At 60.5% G+C, this 20,289-nt stretch carries 17 protein-coding genes and 1 pseudogene; 12 read left to right on the forward strand and 6 right to left on the reverse strand.

Annotation, left to right across the window (positions count from 1 at the left end; genetic code table 11):
* Positions 1 to 349: 349 nt before the first annotated feature.
* Both LG661_RS21235 and LG661_RS21240 read right to left on the reverse strand, forming a co-directional pair.
* A complete protein-coding gene (locus LG661_RS21235; RefSeq protein ID WP_322098902.1) occupies positions 350 to 724 on the reverse strand; it encodes a hypothetical protein in 375 nt (124 codons plus the stop codon).
* 277 nt (positions 725 to 1,001) lie between these two features.
* A complete protein-coding gene (locus tag LG661_RS21240; RefSeq protein ID WP_230534011.1) occupies positions 1,002 to 1,772 on the reverse strand; it encodes a 2-keto-4-pentenoate hydratase in 771 nt (256 codons plus the stop codon).
* Positions 1,773 to 2,034: 262 nt separating this feature from the next.
* Here LG661_RS21240 and LG661_RS21245 point away from each other — a divergent pair.
* The 3 genes and pseudogenes from LG661_RS21245 (at position 2,035) to LG661_RS25165 (ending at position 3,545) form a co-directional block, all read left to right on the forward strand.
* A pseudogene (locus LG661_RS21245) lies at positions 2,035 to 2,727 on the forward strand (IS6 family transposase).
* Positions 2,728 to 2,880: 153 nt separating this feature from the next.
* Entirely contained in the window at positions 2,881 to 3,174 is a 294-nt protein-coding gene (locus LG661_RS21250; protein WP_230534012.1) for a M20/M25/M40 family metallo-hydrolase, read from the forward strand.
* A gap of 245 nt (positions 3,175 to 3,419) precedes the next feature.
* A complete protein-coding gene (locus LG661_RS25165; RefSeq protein ID WP_268995501.1) occupies positions 3,420 to 3,545 on the forward strand; it encodes a cupin domain-containing protein in 126 nt (41 codons plus the stop codon).
* Between the two features lie 6 nt (positions 3,546 to 3,551).
* Here the strand turns inward: LG661_RS25165 and LG661_RS21255 are convergent, their stop codons facing one another.
* Positions 3,552 to 4,940: an FAD-binding oxidoreductase gene (locus LG661_RS21255; RefSeq protein ID WP_230534013.1), complete on the reverse strand. Its 1,389-nt coding sequence runs from the start codon at positions 4,938 to 4,940 to the stop codon at positions 3,552 to 3,554.
* 511 nt (positions 4,941 to 5,451) lie between these two features.
* On the opposite strand from LG661_RS21255, the gene LG661_RS21260 reads away from it, so the two are divergent.
* From LG661_RS21260 to LG661_RS21295, 8 genes are all read left to right on the forward strand, one after another.
* Complete coding sequence (locus LG661_RS21260; protein WP_230534015.1) at positions 5,452 to 7,098, forward strand: amidohydrolase; 1,647 nt, start codon at positions 5,452 to 5,454, stop codon at positions 7,096 to 7,098.
* Between the two features lie 11 nt (positions 7,099 to 7,109).
* Positions 7,110 to 8,051 carry an ABC transporter permease gene (locus LG661_RS21265; protein WP_230534017.1) on the forward strand — a complete coding sequence of 314 codons (942 nt, stop codon included), beginning with the start codon at positions 7,110 to 7,112 and terminating at the stop codon, positions 8,049 to 8,051.
* Positions 8,048 to 8,947: an ABC transporter permease gene (locus LG661_RS21270; RefSeq protein WP_230534018.1), complete on the forward strand. Its 900-nt coding sequence runs from the start codon at positions 8,048 to 8,050 to the stop codon at positions 8,945 to 8,947. The genes LG661_RS21265 and LG661_RS21270 overlap by 4 nt, the downstream gene beginning before the upstream one ends.
* 22 nt (positions 8,948 to 8,969) lie before the next feature.
* Positions 8,970 to 10,562, forward strand: coding sequence for an ABC transporter substrate-binding protein (locus LG661_RS21275; protein ID WP_230534019.1), 1,593 nt, complete (start codon positions 8,970 to 8,972; stop codon positions 10,560 to 10,562).
* 23 nt (positions 10,563 to 10,585) lie between these two features.
* Positions 10,586 to 12,019, forward strand: a complete 1,434-nt coding sequence (locus tag LG661_RS21280) for an amidohydrolase family protein (RefSeq protein ID WP_230534020.1) — start codon at positions 10,586 to 10,588, stop codon at positions 12,017 to 12,019.
* Between the two features lie 10 nt (positions 12,020 to 12,029).
* On the forward strand, positions 12,030 to 13,010 hold the full coding sequence (locus LG661_RS21285; RefSeq protein ID WP_230534021.1) for an ABC transporter ATP-binding protein: 981 nt from the start codon (positions 12,030 to 12,032) through the stop codon (positions 13,008 to 13,010).
* The gene (locus LG661_RS21290; protein WP_230534022.1) at positions 13,007 to 14,089 is read left to right on the forward strand and encodes an ABC transporter ATP-binding protein; all 1,083 of its coding nucleotides are present in this window, start codon (positions 13,007 to 13,009) and stop codon (positions 14,087 to 14,089) included. Before LG661_RS21285 ends, LG661_RS21290 begins: the two co-directional genes overlap by 4 nt.
* 186 nt (positions 14,090 to 14,275) lie before the next feature.
* Positions 14,276 to 14,431, forward strand: coding sequence for a hypothetical protein (locus LG661_RS21295; protein ID WP_230534023.1), 156 nt, complete (start codon positions 14,276 to 14,278; stop codon positions 14,429 to 14,431).
* A gap of 452 nt (positions 14,432 to 14,883) precedes the next feature.
* Here the strand turns inward: LG661_RS21295 and LG661_RS21300 are convergent, their stop codons facing one another.
* The 3 genes from LG661_RS21300 to LG661_RS21310 form a co-directional block, all read right to left on the reverse strand.
* Positions 14,884 to 15,996 carry an amino acid ABC transporter permease gene (locus LG661_RS21300; protein WP_230534024.1) on the reverse strand — a complete coding sequence of 371 codons (1,113 nt, stop codon included), beginning with the start codon at positions 15,994 to 15,996 and terminating at the stop codon, positions 14,884 to 14,886.
* Between the two features lie 3 nt (positions 15,997 to 15,999).
* Positions 16,000 to 17,172: an amino acid ABC transporter permease gene (locus tag LG661_RS21305; RefSeq protein ID WP_230534025.1), complete on the reverse strand. Its 1,173-nt coding sequence runs from the start codon at positions 17,170 to 17,172 to the stop codon at positions 16,000 to 16,002.
* Positions 17,173 to 17,341: 169 nt separating this feature from the next.
* On the reverse strand, positions 17,342 to 18,379 hold the full coding sequence (locus LG661_RS21310; RefSeq protein WP_230534027.1) for an amino acid ABC transporter substrate-binding protein: 1,038 nt from the start codon (positions 18,377 to 18,379) through the stop codon (positions 17,342 to 17,344).
* 190 nt (positions 18,380 to 18,569) lie between these two features.
* Here LG661_RS21310 and LG661_RS21315 point away from each other — a divergent pair, with 190 nt between their 5' ends.
* Entirely contained in the window at positions 18,570 to 20,204 is a 1,635-nt protein-coding gene (locus LG661_RS21315; RefSeq protein WP_230534028.1) for an amidohydrolase, read from the forward strand.
* Positions 20,205 to 20,289 lie beyond the last annotated feature (85 nt).

Raw genomic sequence — 20,289 nt, forward strand, 5'->3', positions numbered from 1 at the left:
TTACCCCAATCCGACCCTCTGCGACATTCTCAAACAGGCACTGAGACAGCCCTACCCATGGCTCTGATTTCACCCGAAGCAGATGCAAGCCCAAGTAACGTTGCTTTTCTGGTGAAGAATGAATTCTTTCCGGGATCAGCAGCTTGGCTGCTTCCGGTGGGACGCTGCCCTTTTGTAATCCTGTCGCCGACGAACTCAGGTGTACCTCAGGCACAAATTCGTATGATTACCTTGCAGAGCAAGTGCAGTGCGGCTCTCTGCGAGGCACTTCCGCCGTACCAAAAACCTAGATCACGACTTCCCAGTCAACGAATCGCTTGGGGCGGCACCGCCGCCCCAAGGGCCACCGCTACTCAGCCGGGGTGACCCGGACTGGGCGCCCTGGTGCAATTGATGCGGCAGGACGGAAGACGAAGTAGGCAAACAAGAACATTGCTGCGAGCACAACCAATGATGCGACGGCGGCAATCGGGTCCGCCGCTGGATAGCCGAGGTGAATCGCGGCCACAGCCACCGTCAGAACAATGGTGCCGGCTGACCAGAGGCCAACCTGCATCAAGGCAAGGCGGCTGGTATCAAGAGCAGGACGGCGCTCATAGTAGATGCCGAACAGAAAGAGCGACACCCACCCAAGCAGGTTGAGATGAGCATGGGCGGGCATGATGGCATGGTTCTGGGAGGCGGCCATGCCGATGCCCATAGCAATTCCAACGATGACGAACACGACAGCAAGTCTGAAGCTCAGCGATGATGCAGTCATGGTGAAAGTCCCCTCGCTTTTCCTGGTCCCTATCGCCAGATGACACAACAGTACTCCTGCCGTGTCATTCTGTCTCCAGACTGTTCTCGGTCCCGGGGCAGAGTCGCAGCAGGCGAGCGGCCATGAAATGGCTATCGTCTGAATCCGCCAGTGGGTGAGGGCGCATCTTCCCTCGGTGTACCTCCCAGACTCAGCGTGTACTCTGGACCAGGGACGAGCGGTCCCTTGATGTCATCGGGTCTTAGCTGCCGCTGACTTCCACACTCCCTAGCCCGACCACATCGAAGCGGTAAGTGAAGGGCGCGGTCGGAAACCGGGTTGTGATGATGCTACCGGTCATGACGATGTCGCCCTTGCGCAGCCAGCGGCCGGTGGCGGCAAGATGGCTCGCTAGCCATGCGAGCGGCACGAGTGGATGTCCGAGTGCATCTGCACCTTGGCCGCGACCAATTTCGATGCCGTCCTGGTAAGCGATTCCCTCGAGAATATCCAATCGGGCAGGGGGGGGCGTAAAAGCACCCAGGACGACTCCGGCGTTCCAGGAGTTATCGGCGACGAGGGAGTTGATATCGAGAATGCTGTAGTCGGCTTGGCGATCGTCAACGAGTTCGATGGCTGCAGCAACCGCATCAATGGCCTCGCCCACCTGCTCGGGCGCGAACGGTCCCTCGCGCGCATCCAAATCTCGGCCCAAACGGACGCAGATCTCGAATTCGAGGCCGAGGCGACCGAAGTCGGACATCAATAAGCGGGTGCCGGTCCTGAACACTTTGCTGCTGAAGATCGTGCCACAGATCGGCTGATCAATTCCGCACATCTGCTGCATACGCTTGGAGGTCAAGCCAATCTTGTAACCAGCACAGGTATCGTCGCCGATGATAGCGGCCACGTACGCATCCTGCACACGATACGCATCGGACAGGTTGCTGATTTCGTCGAACTTGTGGAACTTCATTCCATTGCGGTGCTCTGCAATCAGCTGCTCTACAACCGTGCTCAGTTGTTCGCTCAAGTCCTTGCCCTCACTGTGAATGCTGTCGCAGACAGTGGCAGGCTCGACAGCATGCCTTGCCTGCGCCGCTTTTGGTTAAGTACGAGAGACCTATGCGGTTTGCGGTTCGAAAAAAAGATTAGCATCGGAGACTAAGCTGTAGCTGCTGCCGATGGAAGGGGGAGGGAGAGAACTCTCTAGGATGAGCCGCTTACTGTGGCGCTCTCCTGAAAGAGCACCGTCAAATTGACTCAGGGCGACCGGATCGGGGCATCGGTAAGGGATGAATAAGACCCATCATCCCCATTGTGCCGGCTACTGCTTTCCGGCTGAAGTGATCAGCCAAGTTGTTTGACTTACTTCCGCTTCCCCTTGAGCCTGCGAATGGCTGAGGAGATGCTAGCCACCCGAGGTATCGAAGTGAGCCATGAGACGGTCCGGCAAAGGGTGCTGATATTTGGCCAGGGCCGCGCCAATCTGATCCGCTGGCGCCTGCCCGCACCCAGAGATAAATGCCATCTCGACGGTGTGTGATCAACATTGCTGGCCAGAAGCATTGGCTCTGGCGGGCTGTGGACCAGCACGGGGCCGTGCTTAATGTCCCGGTTCAGAGCCGCCGGAGTGCAAAGGCGGCCAAGCGCCTAGTGCGCAAGTTGCTTAAGAAGCAGGGCTTTCCGCCTCGGGTGATGGACGCGGACAAGTTTGCTAGCTACGGCGCGGCCGAGCGAGGGATCATGGTAAGCATGGAGCATCGGCGGCATCGCGGATTGAATGACCTCGCAGAGAACAGCCACCAACCACCCCGGCGACGCGAGCTACTCATGAACGCTTAGAATCCGCCGGGGAGGCCCAGCGCTTTCTTTCAGCCCACAATCAGGTCGCAAATCTCTTCCGCCGTCCTGCCAACACCAGCACCGCTGATCATCGCCAAGCCCGCGCTCGGGCTCATCAGCTCCGGGCCGACGTAGCAGGCTGAGGGATCGGCATCCTCAATGATGCACTCAGCGAAGTCGTCGGGCCCTCCCTCACCACCGGAGGACGCTTCGACGGGACCCTCCACGTCCTTGAGGCGGTGCGCACGCTCAACGATCCCGGATACTAGACCCGACGCCCGATTGAGCTCGAGATCGTGAACTGGACGAACGAGGAGGGGGATCGCTGGACCTGGGGCGGCTCGATTTTCGACAGCGATCTTGCCGCCTTGATCAGATCTCTCGCGAGCGCCTTGGGCTACTCCCACAGGGGCCCGCCCAGCCAGGTCGGACACGATATGTATTTGCTCGCAGGGATCCGCCCGACCGCAATGATCTTTACCCCTTGCCGCGACGGCATCACCCACAATAATGCCGAACTCGCCACGCTAGAGGATATCGCGCCTGGCGCAATGTCCTGCTGCACGCTCTTGTCGCGCGCTGGCCGTTGAACCCGACCCGCAGCCTCACAAGGCAGACCACCGTAAGCAGTGAGCAAGAACGAAAGGGAGCATCAGCTTTAAGTGCACCGTTCCGACGATCCAGCAGGAGAATTCCGATGTTCGGATCACGCGGTGGGATTTCGCTCCCGGCGCGGTGATGAGACAGCACCGCCACGATGGCCCTACTTCGTGGTGATGCTGGCCGACGGCACTCTTCGTATCCGCGCAGGGGACAATGCCACCGAGGTGTCCCCGTGGCTGGAAAGACCTATTCGCGCGACTCGGGGCTCGAGCTCGACGTCATGAACGGCTCAGATCATCCGATCGCGTTCATCGAAATTGAGATCAAGCGCTCCGAAGCCCTCTCGAATCCGGGGTAATGCAGCTCACGCCGGTGCGAGGACACGGCCCGGATTAAGAATTCCCTTCGGGTCGAGCGCGTCCTTGAGCGTTCTCATCAGGTCAAGTTCCGATGTAGTGCGACTCATAGAGAGATATGGACGCTTCAGAACGCCAATGCCGTGCTCGGCAGAGATTGTGCCGCCGACTTCCGACACAATGCCGTAGACGACCTCGTTCATCTCCTGGCCAACGGCCTCGTCGTAGCTCACGTCGCAAAGGGAGAGATGAATGTTGCTGTCCGCCACATGGCCGAACACAATGAGCACTGAGTCCGGCCAGCGGGCGTGGCTGCGCCGGCGCAGAAGATCCACAGCCTCCGCCATCCTGGAGAGGGGAATGCTGACGTCAAAGTGGGAGCCTTTCGGGAGAACGCGGTCGAACTCGTAGTTGGCCTCGCGATAGGCCCAAAACCGCCTGCGGTCGTTTCCCGACTGAGCGATGGCGGCATCGATGACGATGTCTCCCTCGATGAACTCCGCAAGAGCCTCGGCGAATGCATCCTCCGCTCCCCGATCCGCGCCCATCGCGGCCTCGATCAGCAGCGTGATCTCGTGCCGATCGGCGAAGGGTTGCGTGAGACCCGAGCGGTTGATGGCGATATCCATGTACTCGCGCCACATGGCCTCAAACACGAGTAGGCGACCCGGGAAGCGGCTGTCGAGCCGACGCAGCAACATGAGCGCATTCGCGAAGGTACCGACTGCGCAGAGCGCTGATGCAAGGCCCTGCGGGCGCGGGTGCAGTGCAAGCACGATGCGGGTGATGACGCCTAACGTGCCTTCACTGCCGATGAACAGCTGCGTCCAATCGTAGCCGGCATTGTTCTTCATCATCTTGTTGAGCGAGCGAAGCACACGTCCATCGGGCAGCACGGCCTCCAGGCCCAGCACGTTCCGGCGTGTCATTCCATAGCGCAGAACCTGATTGCCGCCAGCATTAGTCGCCACGTTGCCGCCGATGGTGCACGTGCCACGTGCGCCGAGATCGATTCCGCACAGAAATCCCGCTTCCTCGGCAGCAGATTGGATGACAGCAAGGGGCGTGCCGGCGAGTGCGGTCAGCGTGGCACTGTCGTGATCGATCTCCTCTACCCCGACCAACCGCTCAAGCGAGAGCGCAATCTCGTTCTCCTGTGGATTGGCCCCGCCAGCCAATCCGGTCATGCCGCCTTGGGTAACGACCCTCTGACCATGCATGTGGCAGATCTCCAGGCAGCGCGACACGTCCTCTGTCGAGCGCGGGAGAACCAGGGCGAGAGGTGCACACACTCTCGCGCCGCTCGTATCCCCGAAATGTTTCCGGGGAATGTCGGTTCCGATTCTGACGCATTCCATTCCCAGCGCCTCGCGCAATCCGTCGAGAACCGCCGTCATAGGTATCTGCTCCTGGGACTCGTTGTGAGGGTGCGCCCGAGGGTGAGGCCATGTTTGCTCAGAATTATATACATCGGCAATACGACGCACTGCCAGCGTCTGGATGCCTCCTTTGCAAGCATTTGAGGAAAATTCTATATCGCCACTGGGCAAAAAATCACCACCTCTACCCGTTATTGCCACCTCCGGTTGATTGTCCTGCTCATAATCTTGAGCAAGTCTTATATTAGGGAACACAATAATCCAGATAAGGCGGGAAGAATTCAATGGGTTTCATAATCGGGCGTGTCCCTGGCCTTGAAACAAGCGTGCCGCTCCCGGCTGCTCACGCAACTCACCATGGCTCTGCCCCGCTGAGACTTCGCACACAGGCGACTTGAATTTCTGGTTCGGTGCGTGCTGCTCGCGGTACTCGAACGGGCAGGCGCCCACCCAACGCTTCATCGGCAACAGAATACGATACCGCAGAGATGTTCCACCACTGGGGGATCCGCGGCACGGGAGAGGGAAAATGCAGAAGGCTGATGCGATCATCTCTGGAGGAAAGATCTTTTCTGGCCTCAGGGAAGGTTTCGTCGAAGCGCTAGCTATCGGGGGCGATCGGGTCCTTGCCGCAGGCAGCGTGGCAGATGTGGAGGCCCTGCGTGGGCCCTCGACCCGGATAATCAATCTTGACGGACGCGTGGCCATTCCCGGTCTCAACGATGCGCACATGCATCTCATTCCGCTCGGGCTCGGCATGCAGGAAGTGAACCTCCGCCCGGAAGAGGGCGTGACGAGTATGGACGAGCTTCTGCGCCGGGTCGGCGAGGCGGCGAAGTCGAAGCCTCCGGGCGCATGGATCACAGGCCGCGGATACGACCACAACGAGTTGGCCGAGGGCCGTCACCCGACAGCCGAAGAGCTTGACCGCGTCGCGCCAAACAATCCGGTCTATATCAAGCGCACCTGCGGGCATGTGGGCGTCATCAACACGCTAGCGATGCGCGAGGCCGGGATTGGTCACAACACGCCGAGCCCCGAAGGCGGACTAATCGAGCGCCGCGACAACAAGCTCACTGGTCTCCTGGCCGAGCTTTCCCTGCGTCTCGTCGTGAACGCGATGCCGAAGCCTTCCAGGGAAGAGCTGATCGCTGCCGCGGAGCGGGCAGGGGTTTACATGCTCTCGCAGGGCTTCACGAGCGTTATGGACGCCGCCGTGGGTATGCTGGCTGGAATGGACGAGCTTGCGGCCTATGAGGAGGCGGCCCGCGGCGGGCGGCTGCCCGTGCGCACATGGGTCTGCATCTACGGCAATGCGGACGGAATCGGCGACGAGGCTCACGCCGCCGGCTACCGCTTCGGCCGCAAGGTCGGCCTCCTGCGCTACGGCGCCATGAAAGTTTTCGGCGACGGCAGCGCCGGCGGGCTGACCGCCGCCATGAGCGAGCCGTATGTCGTGGGAGATCCGGAGAACCGGGGCATCTTCTGCTACACCGATGCCGAGATGCATGGCTATCTCGCGCATTACCACAAGCTCGGATACCAGCTCGCGATCCATGCCATCGGCGACGCGGCGATCGAGCAAGTCCTGACCGGCATCGAGAAGGCGGGAAAACCGGAGCAGCCCATCGCCGGCCGCCGTCACCGGATCGAGCATTGCGGATTCCTCACGGACGGACAGCTGGCCCGCATGGCGGCGGCGGGGATTGAGCCCGTGCCTCAGCCTCTCTTCATGTACGAGTTTGGCGATCTCTACGTGCACAATCTGGGCGAGGAGCGCGCGAACGCCGCCTATCCCATGAAGAAGTGGCTCAACGCCGGCCTCCATCCGGCTGCAAGCTCGGATGCCCCGGTCTGCGCCACCAATCCGTTCCAGAACCTCTTCACCATGGTGACGCGCCAGACGAAGCGTCATACGGAGATCGGCGGTAGCGAAAAGCTGACGATGGAGGAAGCTGTCCACGCCTACACCTATTGCGGCGCCTACACGCAATTCGCGGAAGAGGATGTGGGTCGACTGATCCCGGGGCAGCTCGCTGATATCGCCATCCTGTCGCATGACATCTTCGCAGTCGATCCTGTGAAGGTCGAGAAGGAAGTCCGGTGCGACATGACCATCCTTGCCGGCAGGGTGGTCTACGACCGTGAGGGTCAACTCGCCACCGCCGCAGAATAGGACGGTATTACATGCTGCGCCATACGCTCGAGCGATTGCTCCTCGCGGTGCCCGTTCTCTTCGGGGTTCTTCTCCTCGGCTTCTTCCTCATGCAGGTGGTACCGACGGATCCGGCCATCGTCCGGGCGGGTCCGACCGCAAGCATGGAGGTGATCGAGGCGATCCGTCAGGAACTCGGCCTCAATGAGCCGCTCTGGAAGCAGTTCTTCATCTATATGGAACGTTTGCTCCAGGGTGACCTCGGCGTGTCGATCATCAACAATGTTCCCGTCACGCAGGAACTGGGAGCAACCATCGGCCCGACGCTTGAGCTGATGCTCGCTTCCCTGATCTGGGCCATTCCGCTCGGCATCGTCATGGGAACGGTCGGGGCTTACTATCGGGGCACGTTCCTCGACCGGATCATTATGGCCGCCTCCGTGGCAGGCGTGTCGATCCCGGTCTTCTTCCTGGGCCTGATTTTGATCTGGTTCCTGGGCTTCCAGTACCAGATCCTGCCCTTCACTGGGCGGCCCGGACCGATCTGGACCTGGGAAGGGTTCAAGGCGGTTATCATGCCGGCGATCACCCTCGGTGGCGTCTTCGTGGGGCCGGTGGCCCGCATGACGCGGTCCTCCGTTCTCGACGTGCTGGGGGCGGATCACGTCCGCACTGCTCGGGCCAAGGGCCTTCCGGAGCGCACCGTGGTGACCCGTCATGCCCTGCGCAACGCTCTCGTGCCGGTGGTGACCCTCATCGGCCTCCAGATTGGCTTCCTGCTCGGCGGCGCGGTGGTGACGGAAACCGTGTTTAGCTGGCCGGGAATCGGCCGGCTAGCGGTGGGAGCAATCCTATCCAGCGACCTACCGATGGCACAGGGAACCATCATCGTCCTATCGGTCGGCTTCATTCTCGTGAACCTTGCCGTGGACGTGCTTTACGCAGTGCTTGATCCGAGAGTGAGGGGCGCATGAGCGACGGTATCGTGATCCCACAAAGCCCCGTAAGCGTGCAGCAGCCCGAGGCCGACCGGATCGTCCGTCGCCCGTCAGTCCTTCTTCTCCTGCTACGTGAGCCGAGTGCATGCGTGGCCCTGGTGACGGTGGTGGTCATCCTGCTCGCGGCGCTTTTCGCGCCGTGGCTGGCGCCGGGCGATCCCTATGGCGGCGACCTAGCGCTCACGTTGCAGCCGCCAGGAGAGCTTGCCCTGCTCGGAACTGACGGCCAGGGACGCGACATGATCACCCGCCTGCTCTATGGCCTGCGGACGACCCTCATGATCGGGTTCGCTGCGGTTTTCATCGGCTGTGGCATCGGGGCCGTCGTCGGCTTCGCCGCCGCCTACTATTCACGCCTTTCGGGCCTCCTGATGCGCCTAATGGACGTGCTGCTGTCCTTCCCCGCCATCCTCTTCGGGCTCGCCATCGCCGCGATCTTCGGGCCCGGCCTCACGGCCGTCATCATCGCACTGTCCATCGCGACGGTGCCGCTGATGGCCCGCGTGGTTCGCGGCGCCGCAATTGTCGTCATGCAGCAGGACTACATTGAGGGTGCGCGCGCCCTCGGCATGAGCGACAGGCGCCTCATCCTAAAGCATCTCCTGCCGAACTGCCTCTCGGCGATTTTCGTGTTCGTTACGCTGCGCTTCGGCCAGGTCATCCTTCTCGGGGCCGCGCTGTCGTTCATTGGCCTGGGTGCGCAGCCGCCGACCGCGGAACTCGGCGCCATGGCGGCGGATGGACGAAATTTCCTGTTCTTCGCGCCGCATGTCTCGGTTCTGCCGAGCCTGTTCATCTTCATCATTGTGCTTGCGTTCAACGTTCTTGGTGATGCGCTCCGGGACGCACTCGACCCGAAGCTCAACAAATAAACTACCAGAGGAGAACCAGAGAATGTCTAAAGCCTTGAAATTCGTGCTCATCGCCGGTGCAGCCGCTCTCACGGTCGGCTCCATGCCGGCCGTGGCCCAGCAGGCCAACACGCTCACGGTCCTACGCGTCATCGACGCCGACAAATACGATCCGATCCGCTCCACCGCGACGGCTGCGGCGGAGATCGTCTACATGCTCGCTGATACCCTGGTCAGCATCGACTTCGATATGAAGACAATCAAGCCGCTCCTGGCGAAGTCCTGGGAGGTCTCCGAGGACGGAAAAACCTACACCTTCAAGCTCCGTGAGGATGTGAAGTTTTGCGACGGCCGCCCGATGAGGGCAGAGGACGTCGTCTATTCCCTTAAGCGCTGGACAGATCCGGCTTCGAAGTCGCCCGTCTCTTTCCGCGGCGGTCCGGTCAAGGACATCAAGGCCGCCGACGACTACACCGTCGTCTATGAGATGAAGGAACCCTACGCCGACCTGCTGTTCCAGCTCGGCCTTTCTTTCGCATCTGTTGTCGACAAGGCGACTGTGGAGCAGCTCGGCGAAAATTTCGGCGTGCAGGGCTTCAACGCCACTGGTCCTTATTGTTGGGTCCGCTGGACACCGCGCCAGGACTTTGTGATCAAGAAGAACCCCCACTACACATGGGGACCTGAGATCTACAAGGATCCGAAGCCACAGGTCGAGCAGATCGTGTGGCGGGTCATCCCTGAGCAGAATACGCTGATGGCCGCCATGCAGGCCAAGCAGGCGGATGCCACCTACTACATGCCCTACATTGCCCTCGACACGATCTCTCGCATCCCCGGCATGAAGGTGCAGCAGCAGAAGAACTACATCTACGACGCCTTCATGGGCTTCAAGGTGGACAAGCCCGTGGTGAAGGACGAGGTGATCCGCCGAGCCGTGAATATGGCAACCAACAAGGATGCCATCGCCAAGGCTGTGTATTTCGGGAAGGGTGCGCCGATGCAGTCGCTCCTGAATCCGACCGTGCTGGACTTTGATGCGCAGTCCGCGTCGCTGATGCCCAAATTTAATCCTGCCGCAGCTGCGAAGCTTCTCGACGAGGCAGGCTGGAAGGTCGGGTCCGACGGTGTTCGCGAGAAGGACGGCCAGAAGGCGACGTTCACGGTCTATGGGCTGCGCAACGCCGTGAACCCCCGCATCTCCGAGGCTATGCAGGCGGATCTGCGTAAGATCGGCATCGACATGAAGATCCAGCTCTGGGATGCCACGGTCGGCTGGGGCAAGCTCGCGACGCAGGAGTTCGACGCCTTTTACATGTCGTATCCCTATGTGACAGCGAACGAAGCTCTCAACCTCTATTTCCGCAGCACGCAGACGCCAACGCCGAACCGGATGAACTGGAAGAACGAGAAGACCGATCAGCTTCTCGCAACGGCCACGACCGCGACGGACGACACGACGCGTAAGGGCGCCAATGCCGCCGTTCAGCAGCAACTCACCGAAGCGAGCGTCTGGGTTCCGCTGGTGTCCGAGCCGATGTGGCTGGTCACTGGTGAACGCGTCGAAGGGGCTCGGCCGCACGGCGTATATGGAGCAGGGCTCTACAAGGGCCTCGACATTAAGCTGAAGCGCTGAACGCAAGATTCGGAACGACATCCATGACCATCACCGTGATCAAGAATGCGTCCTTCGTGGTTGGATGGGATGCGGAACATAACAGGCATACCTACATCCAAGAGGGCGACCTCGCATTCGAGAACGGTGAGATCATATTCGTCGGGCGAGACTATCAAGGCCCCACCGATGAAAACATCGATGGGGCCGGGCGCATGGTGATGCCCGGCCTCGTCAACATTCACTCCCACCCCGCAAGCGAGCCACTGAACAAGGGATTCTTGGACGAGCTTGGCTCGCCCGCGCTCTACAACTCATCGCTCTACGAGTACATGACGATCCTACGCCCGGAGTCGGAAGCGGTCGCCGATTGCGTGCGGGTCGCCTATTCGGAACTTCTCCTGTCCGGAGTAACGACCCTGACCGACATGTCCAGTGTCCACCCGGATTGGCTCGATCTTGCAGCCCAGAGCGGCTTGCGGATCTGTATGTCGCCCATGTTCCGATCTGCCAGCTGGGGTACTCGCAACGGCCACGTAGTGGAGTACCAGTGGGACGAGAAAGCCGGCGAGAAGGCGATGGAGCAGGCCCTCGGCGTGATCGAGAAGGCGCAGGCCCATCCGAGCGGCCGTCTTTTTGGAATGGTCAGCCCGTCTCAGATCGATACCTGCACGCCCGACCTGATCCGTGACAGTCACGCCGAAGCGAAGCGGCGGGGGCTGCCCTGGCAGATCCACGCGGCGCAATCCACAGTCGAATTCCATGAGATCACCCGTCGCCATGGGCTGAGTCCGATCCAGTGGCTCGAAAGCCTCGACGTGCTGGGCGACACAAGCATCATCGGTCATGGCATCTTTCTCGACGACTATTCGCGCACCGGCTGGCACAGCCGAAAGGACCTCACCATTCTGGTCGATTCCGGGACCTCAGTGGCTCACTGCCCGACGGTCTTCATGAGGCGCGGGATCGCCTTGAAGGATTTTGGCCGCTATCGCCGGGCGGGACTCAATATCGGGCTCGGGACCGACACGTATCCGCACAACATGCTCGAGGAAATGCGCCACGTGGCCTATGTTGCCAGGCTGATGGCGGAAAGCCCTCAAACCCTCACGACCACCGACCTGTTCGAAGCTGCGACTGTGGGCAGCGCACGAGCCCTGCTGCGCAATGACATCGGTCGCCTTGCGCCGGGCTGCAAGGCCGATCTGGTGCTGGTCGACATAACGCATCCCATGATGCAACCGGTCCGCGATCCGATCCGTAGCCTCATCTATGCGGCGGCCGAACGTGCGGTCGACACGGTGTTCATCGATGGCCAGAAGGTTGTCGAGGGAGGAAGGGTCCTGGCCTTCAATTATGAAGAGGCCGCCCTGCGCCTGAGTGAGGCCCAAAGGCGAACGGAGGAGCTTGCTCCGTCCCGCGATTATGCCAACCGCCCGGTCAGCGCCTATTCGCCTCTGACCTTCCCGCTCGCGTAACGGAGACGGCATGTCCGAAACCATCCTTGACATCCGCGGTCTTGTCACAGCCTTCAATACCCGAAACGGAGCGATCCGCGCTGTGGACGACATTTCGCTATCCGTCAAAAGGGGCACGACACTCGGCATCGTCGGCGAGAGCGGCAGCGGCAAGAGCATGCTGTCTCTCTCCGTTATGGGCCTCGTCCCGCCGCCCGGGCGAATTGCCGATGGGCAGGTGATGTTCCGCGGAACGGATCTGACGAAGCTGCCGCCGTCAAGGATGCGAGACCTGCGCGGAAACCGTATATCGATGATCTTCCAGGAGCCGATGACAAGCCTCAATCCGGTTCATACCGTCGGGTTCCAGATCGTCGAGGCGCTGCGTGCGCACCGCAAGGAAACGTCCGCGCGCCTGAAGGAGGAGGCGATCGAAGCCCTTCGCAAGGTACGCATTCCCTCGCCCGAGCGCCGGTTCGATGAGTATCCGCACCAGCTCTCGGGCGGCATGCGCCAGCGCGTGATGATCGCGATGGCTCTTGCCTGCAAGCCGGATCTCCTCATTGCGGACGAGCCGACGACAGCTCTCGATGTCACGATTCAGGCGCAGATTCTGGAGTTGCTCCGGGAACTTCAGGCCGAAACCGGCATGGCAATTATCTTAATCACCCATGATCTCGGCGTCGTCGCGCAGGTCGCCGACGAAGTGGCCGTCATGTATGCCGGGAAGGTTGTGGAGAGAGCGCCGGTCGGTCAGGTCTTCCAGGAGCCGCAGCACCCCTATACGATCGGCCTCATGGGCTCCATGCCGCGGATGGAGGAGGACGTGAATCGCCTCGTCGCCATCTCCGGCGTCGTCCCGCCGCCCTTCAGGTTACCGCCAGGCTGCCGCTTCAATCCGCGCTGCCCTTTCGTTGGTAGCGAGTGCCGCGTTGATCAGCCTGCACTCGCGGCGTTGACCGATGCTCATGCCGTCGCCTGCTGGAAAGCGCCGCTGGAGGATCACGTATGACGAAGCCGCTTCTCGAGCTGGAGGACGTTCGCAAGCTCTACCCGGTCAAGAAGGGCCTCATCATCCAGAAGGAGGTCGGCACAGTCCGTGCCGTCGACGGGGTGAGTTTTCAGCTGATGCCCGGCGAAACGCTCGCCGTCGTCGGCGAAAGCGGGTGTGGAAAGTCGACGACCGCACGACTTGCGATGCGCCTGATCGAGTGCACATCCGGAACGATCCGCTACGATGGGCAGGACATCACCAAGGCCACCCGGCAGGATATGCGGCGCCTGCGCCGCGACATGCAGATCATCTTCCAGGATCCGTATTCGAGCCTCAATCCGCGCATGACGGTTGAGGAGATCATCACCGAGCCGATGGTGGTGCACAACGTGGGTGACAGGGCTTCACGCCGGGACCGCGTGCGCGAGCTCCTGCGCCTCGTCGATCTGGCGCCCTACCATGCGGACCGCTACCCGCACGAGTTCTCGGGAGGGCAGCGGCAGCGCATAGGCATTGCGCGGGCACTATCTGTCTCGCCGCGTCTGGTGGTCTGCGACGAGCCGGTTTCGGCTCTCGACGTATCGATCCAGGCGCAGATCGTGAATCTCCTCAAAGATCTCCAGCAGGAGTTCGGTCTCACCTATCTCTTCATCTCTCACGGCCTTGCGGTCGTGAAACATGTGTCCGACCGTGTTGCCGTAATGTATCTCGGGCAGATTGTCGAGATCGCAGACAAGAAGAGCCTCTACGACAACCCCCGTCATCCCTACACACAGGCCCTGCTCGCGGCTGCGCCGGAGCCCGATCCCTCCCGCCGCACGGCGATGAAAAGCCTGGGCGGTGACCTCCCGAGCCCGCTCAATCCGCCATCCGGGTGCCGGTTTCATACCCGATGCCCGCTGGCACAGGAGCGCTGCCGCTCCGAGGTTCCGGCCCTTCGGGAGATCGGCGCCGGCCACCAGGCCGCCTGCCATTTCGCTGAGAGCGTCCCCGCCTTTGACCGCTTCCGGAGTGGAGAAGGGATCCACCCGCGCCTGCAGGAGCGGCTGGCGCTCTATGCCCGCCACAAGGCGGCGCTTGCCACGACCACCGCATAACGAAAAGACCTCTAAGGAGCGCTCAGACCACGAATGGTGCCGACCGCCTTTGCGACGAGCTCCTCGCAAGCGATATCGATGTGTGCTTCGCCAACACCATCGTCCTCGCCAACCGGAAGTACGAAATTCTTTCGGGGCGAGAGGCGGGCCGTCGGAGCGAAGGAGTTCGGGCGTAACGCTCAGCGGATGCTCAACATCGATGATCCCGCACAGGACTGGATTCGCATGGCAAAGAGAATGGGTGTCGATGCCGCCCCGGCCATAACATTCAAGGAGTTCGTCAACCTGTTGAATGGCGCGATGGCGCGGCGTGGACCACTCCTGACTAAGGCTGTCATCTGAAACTGGGATACCGCAACAATAACGTCTTTTATCGGTGGAGACTCTGATAGCCGTGGAGTGAGAGGAGGTCTGCACGGACCATGCAATCCGTGCCGAGTTCCGCAAGCAGATGACCACCTAAAAGAAGCTCTGTAAGTGAGAGTCCGAATTTGGCGCGCCTCAGAAGTAAGCAAGCGTCCGCTGTAGAGAACACCACACGTTCCTAAAGAGTAGGGGACCGTTGCTGCCTGGATAGGTCGATCAGTTGCCGGAAGCGGTCTGTCCGCGGGCCCTTAGCTCTTGGATGGGGGTATCATGCGGCTATAGCAAGTATCGATGTATGAGCCGGGGCATGGCGGTTGGGAGGGGATCGGCTGCGGCATATGGTTTGCATCCAATTCGCTTCCGCTCCATATTTGAACCATGTGCTCGGCGGCTACGGTGTTTTCTCCTCTCAGTATGCGCAGAATTCCCTAATCGTACCCGAGACGTAGGCGGCGCTCCAGGAAGCGGCTGTAGGCTCCCATTCCGTATGACAACACCAGATAAACGACGGCTGCGAAGATGTAGCCTTCCATGACTGCGATGCCCACCCAGGCCGGATCCTGCATCGCCGTGCGAACGGTCGTTAGGAAATCCAGAAGACCGATGATCGTCACGAGAGTCGTATCCTGGAAGAAACCAATGGAGATATTGACGAGAGGTGGAATCGAGACCTTCAGAGCTTGCGGCAGTACAATGAGCCGCATCGCCTGCCAGTAGTGCAGGCCCATGGCGTTCGCAGCCTCGTACTGTCCCCGTGGAATGGCCTGGAGGCCGCCGCGAACCGCCTCGGCAATGTAAGCCGCCGCAAAGATGACGATGGCGATCTGCGCCCGCAGGAGTTTGTCCACCGTGATGCCACTGGGCATAAACAGGGGCAGCATCACCGATGCCATGAACAGGATGCTGATGAGGGGTACGCCCCGGATCACTTCAATGAAGATGACCGCCAGAACCCTAATCGCCGGAAGTTGGGATGCGCGGGCAAGCGCAAGAACCACTCCAAGAGGGAAGCCAAGGGCCAGGCCCACGGCAGATAACAGGAACGACAGAGGCAACCCGCTCCACTGGGTCGTCGGCACATGGCGAAGCCCGAATACGCCACCCGAGATCAGAACGGCGGTCGCAATGATCACGCTGCCCCAAAGATACAACAGGCCTTTCGTCCAGAACCGCGGGATCATCGTGATGCCGATCGCCCCAAGAAACAGCACCATGACGAGTAGGACGCGCCAGTGCTCCTCATACGGGTAAACGCCGAAGATCATGAACCGCAGCTTCGCCTCAAAGAACGGCCAGCATGCTCCCTGACCGACCTTGCAGGCTTCTGGTCCGCCCTCGGTAACGGCGCGGGCAATGAGCCAGCCGTAGGTTCCCTTGATACCAAGCCACAGGACCCACAGACAGGCCAGCGTGACTGCCGCATTCACCGGCGTTCCAATGAGCGGCTTGAAGGTGCGGTGGAGAAGGCCTCGTCCTGAATCGGGCCGGCGCTCCGCCGGCCGCTTCAGCTGTGCCTCGGCAATATCCGTCGCGGTTGTCATGGCCTACCGTTCCTTCAACGCGACGCGGCTGTTGTACCAGTTCATGAACATGGAGATTGAGATCGACAGGCCGAGATAGACCAGCATGAAGATCGCGATGCCTTCAATGGCTTGTCCTGTCTGGTTCATAGTGGTGTTAGAGACCATCACGAGGTCTGGATAGCCGATGGCAATGGCAAGCGACGAGTTCTTAAAAAGGCTAAGATAGCTGCTCGTGAGCGGCGGAATGATTACCCGGAGCGCCTGAGGAAGAACCACGAGACGCATCGTCAGACCATCTCTCATACCAAGGGCGCGGGCCGCCTCCCGCTGGCCTTTGTGTACGGATAGAATGCCGCTGCGCACGACCTCTGCAATACCTGCCGATGCTGAGAGGGCCAAGCCGATTAGCAGGGCTGTGAATTCCGGACTGAGTTGTGCTCCCCCGGTCAGGCGAAAGCGCCCCTTCTCGGGAAAGCTCAGCACCATATCGGGCTGAATGAGCAGAAAAGTCAGGAGCGGAGGTGCGAGTAGAACTGTGGTGGTCAGCGGCCAGGTAGTTCGCTCGTTGCCTGTTCTGATGCGCTCGGCCGTTGCCCTTCGATGAACCAGTGTCGCGAGCCCACCCCCGGCAACAAGCGCGATAAGGATCGCCGTGTGGGCATCGGTCCATTCCAGAGACGGCACGTTCAGGCCGCTGTTGCTCAGAAAAACGTGGGGTAGGATCTCCCATGCTTCCCGCACAGACGGAAGGCTTGTGACTATCAACGCATACCAGAGGAATAGGTAGAGCAGGAGCGGTACATTGCGAAACGCCTCAACATAAAGAAAGGCAAGGAAAGCTAGCAGCGGATTGCGTGAAAGGCGGGCAATGCCGACGAATAGACCGATGATCGTCGCAAGAACGACGCCCCAGGCCGAAACCCAAACTGTATTGACGATACCGGCAAGAAGCGCCCGGGCATAGGTATCGCTCGGCTTGTAGTCGATGATCGTTTGGCTGATCACGAAGCCCGCTTCACGATCAAGAAACCCGAATCCCGTGGCGACGTTCTGCTCTGCCAGCTTCTCTGAGACGTTCGAAAATAGATACAGTCCTAGGAGAACGACACTTCCAACGGCAACGACCTGATAGAGTATTGCCCGGAAGCGCAGGTTGTAGAGGAGGCTCGTCCCGCTCAACGCATCAATGCGCATGCCAATCCTTTCCGGTAGCAGCTGCGGCATCGAACTCGAAAGTAGATACCACTTCTGGAATTGAGCCTATGCGTCCGCCCATGGTGAGAGCACCGTTGGCCTAGACCTTCGGTTCCACACTATGTTCTATGGAAAAGCGGGCAGCCGATGGCCGCCCGCTGATCTCCTGTTACCGGAACGGCGGCGAGTACAGGAGTCCTCCCTCGGTCCAGAGCGTGTTGGGGCCACGAGACAGGCCCAGGCGCGTCTTCGGGCCGAGATTCCGCTCAAAGAGCTCTGAGTAGTTTCCGACGGCCTTGATGGCGTTGTATGACCAATTGTTGTCGAGGCCGAGCATCTTCCCGAAGTCACCGCTCGCACCAAGCAGACGCTGAATCTCAGGATCTTCGCTCTTCAGATGGGCATCGACATTGGCTTGGGTGATACCCTTCTCTTCGGCGGCGATGAGGGCATAGACCGTCCAGCTCACGATATCGCGCCAGTTGGTATCGCCCTGGCGAACCGTCGGGGCGAGAGGTTCCTTGGAGATTGTTTCCGGCAGAACGACGTACTGATCAGGATCATTAGCGATGGCGCGAACGGAGGCGAGGTCTGAACGGTCCGAGGTGATGGCGTCGCACCGCCCACTGAAGAATGCATTGCGCCACTCGTCCGAATTTTCGAACACGACGGCTTCGTACTTGATGTTCTTGGGCCGGAAGTAATCTTCCAGGTTCTGGAGCGTGGTCGTGCCGGGCAGAAGGCAGATGGCCGCATCCGCGAGTTCGGAGGCACTCTTCACGTTGAGCTTGGTCGGAACCATGAGGCCCTGGCCGTCGTAGAAGACGACCGGTCCGAAATCGAGACCGAGGGAGGTATCGCGCGAGAAGCTCCAGGTGTTCTGCCGGGACAGAATGTCGACCTCGCCCGACTGGACGGCCTGGAAGCGCACATTGGTATTGAGCGGAACGTATTCGACCTTCTCCGAATCGCCGAAGATCGCAGCCGATACCGCACGGCAGACATCGACGTCGAAGCCCTTTCGGGCTCCTTTGTCGTCCGCAAAGGAAAAGCCGGGAGAGACGGGAGCCACGCCGCAAAGGATCTTGCCGCGCTTCTTGACCGTCTCGAGCGTTGATTGTGCAGAGGCCGGTGCTGCCGAAAGGGCCGCGGTACCCACAATGAGACTCATTGCGAGCCATCGGACAAAAGGCTTCGACTGTGTCATTGTATTCCCTCTTATGGTGCGCCTTATCTGGTCGCTAACAGCTCAAGCTAGACCTGAAACAGCTTGCGTTTCAAGGGGGGAGGCCAACGGAGCACATGTTGAAGCTTGCTGACCCTCGACAAGGTGTGCAATCTGTCAATACTCATCATGCAGCGGCTGCTGTGGCCGCTCTTTCCTGTGCGAGCGCTCTATGTCAGTTCTGCCCAAAGCCGATATTGTCCTTACAAATGGATATGTATTCTGCGGGCTTTCTGAAGGCATCAAAGAAGCTGTCGCCCTATGGGCAGGGTGCGTACTGGCGACAGGATCTGCAGCCGATATCGAGCCTCTGATCGGGCCGTCGACGCGCGTGATCGACCTTGCAGGACGCCTTGCGACGCCAGGTCTTTGCGACTCGCATATGCACCTTCTCCCCTATGGCGTCATCATGGGCCATGTTGATGTGCGCCCAGCGTCTGCGCCGACGCTCGCCGCCTTACTCGAAAGAGTTAGAGAGCGTGCCTCCGTTACCCCGCCCGGCCAGTGGATTCAGGGAAGAGGTTACGACCAGTTTGCTCTTAGTGCTGGGCGACACCCTCTGCGCGAGGAGCTCGATGCAGCTGCACCGGACCACCCTGTTGCGATTGTGAGAGCGTGCGGGCACGTTACGATCTGCAACTCCCTTGCCTTGAAGCTTGCCGGAATCGATGAATCTACACCCGTTCCGCAGGGTGGTGCCATCGAGCAAAGGAATGGACGGTTGACGGGCCTCCTGGCTGAGACTGGACGGGATCGCTTGAAGGCAGTAATCCCGGAGCCGACGAATGAGGAGCTTGTGCAGGCTATCGACGATGCCGGCCGAGCCTGCCTGTCCTATGGCATTACCAGTGTAATGGATGCAGGCGTCGGCATGCGGGCCGGTTACCGCGAGGTTGCGGCCTATCGTGCGGCTCAGCGGCTGGGGCGGCTGCCTGTTCGTACGACCCAGTGCCTGCTCGGTGGACCGGGCGGTATCGTCGAGCAGGCCTATGCGGATGGGGTCGTGACAGGTGCAGGAGACTCCATGCTGCGAGTCGGGCCCGTGAAGATCTTCACGGACGGCAGCGCAGGTGGGCGGACCGCGGCGATGACGGAACCCTATCTCGGCGAGCCCGAGACGAAGGGGCTGATGCTTCTGCACAATAATGAGATGAATGACCTCGTGCATGATTATCACGCCAAGGGCTATCAGCTGGCGGTTCATGCCATTGGCGATGCGGCGATCGAGCAGACCCTCAATGCCTTCGAGCTTGCGCTCGAGGCCATGCCGGACCCCGGACGACGCCACCGGATCGAGCACGCCGGCTATGCGAGACCCGACCAGAATGCCCGAATGAGGCGACTCGGCGTCGAGCCCGTGCCGCAGCCGGTCTTCATCTATGACTTCGGAGACCTCTACATCTCGGTGGTTGGTGAGAAGCGGGCAAAGCCTTCCTACCCGCTTCGGACCTGGATCGATCTCGGGTTCAAGCCCGCAGCCGGCAGCGACGCTCCCGTCTGCGACATCGATCCCTTCCCGAATTTCTACTCGATGCTGACCCGCAAGACCTCCCACGGGACAGTCATGAGCGAGGGGGAAACCGTCTCAATCGCGCAGGCCATCGCAGCCTTCACTGAATTCGGCGCTTACGTGAACAAGGCCGAGAATGAATGGGGCCGCCTCGTTCCGGGTCTTGCCGCTGACGTTGCGGTGCTTTCCCGGAACCTGCTGACCGCCTCTCCGGAGGAAATTCTGCACGACACGCGCTGCGATCTCACGATCCGTGGTGGAGAGGTCGTATTCGAAAGGGCTGGCGAGGCAGCATAAGGTCAGCAGTTCACCGATAGGACCAAAAAGCCCCGGAGGAATCCGGGGCTTTTTGCTTTCCACCGATCCGCTCAGTGGAGGATCT

Source organism: Microvirga roseola (assembly GCF_020866965.1).
Taxonomy (GTDB): domain Bacteria; phylum Pseudomonadota; class Alphaproteobacteria; order Rhizobiales; family Beijerinckiaceae; genus Microvirga; species Microvirga roseola.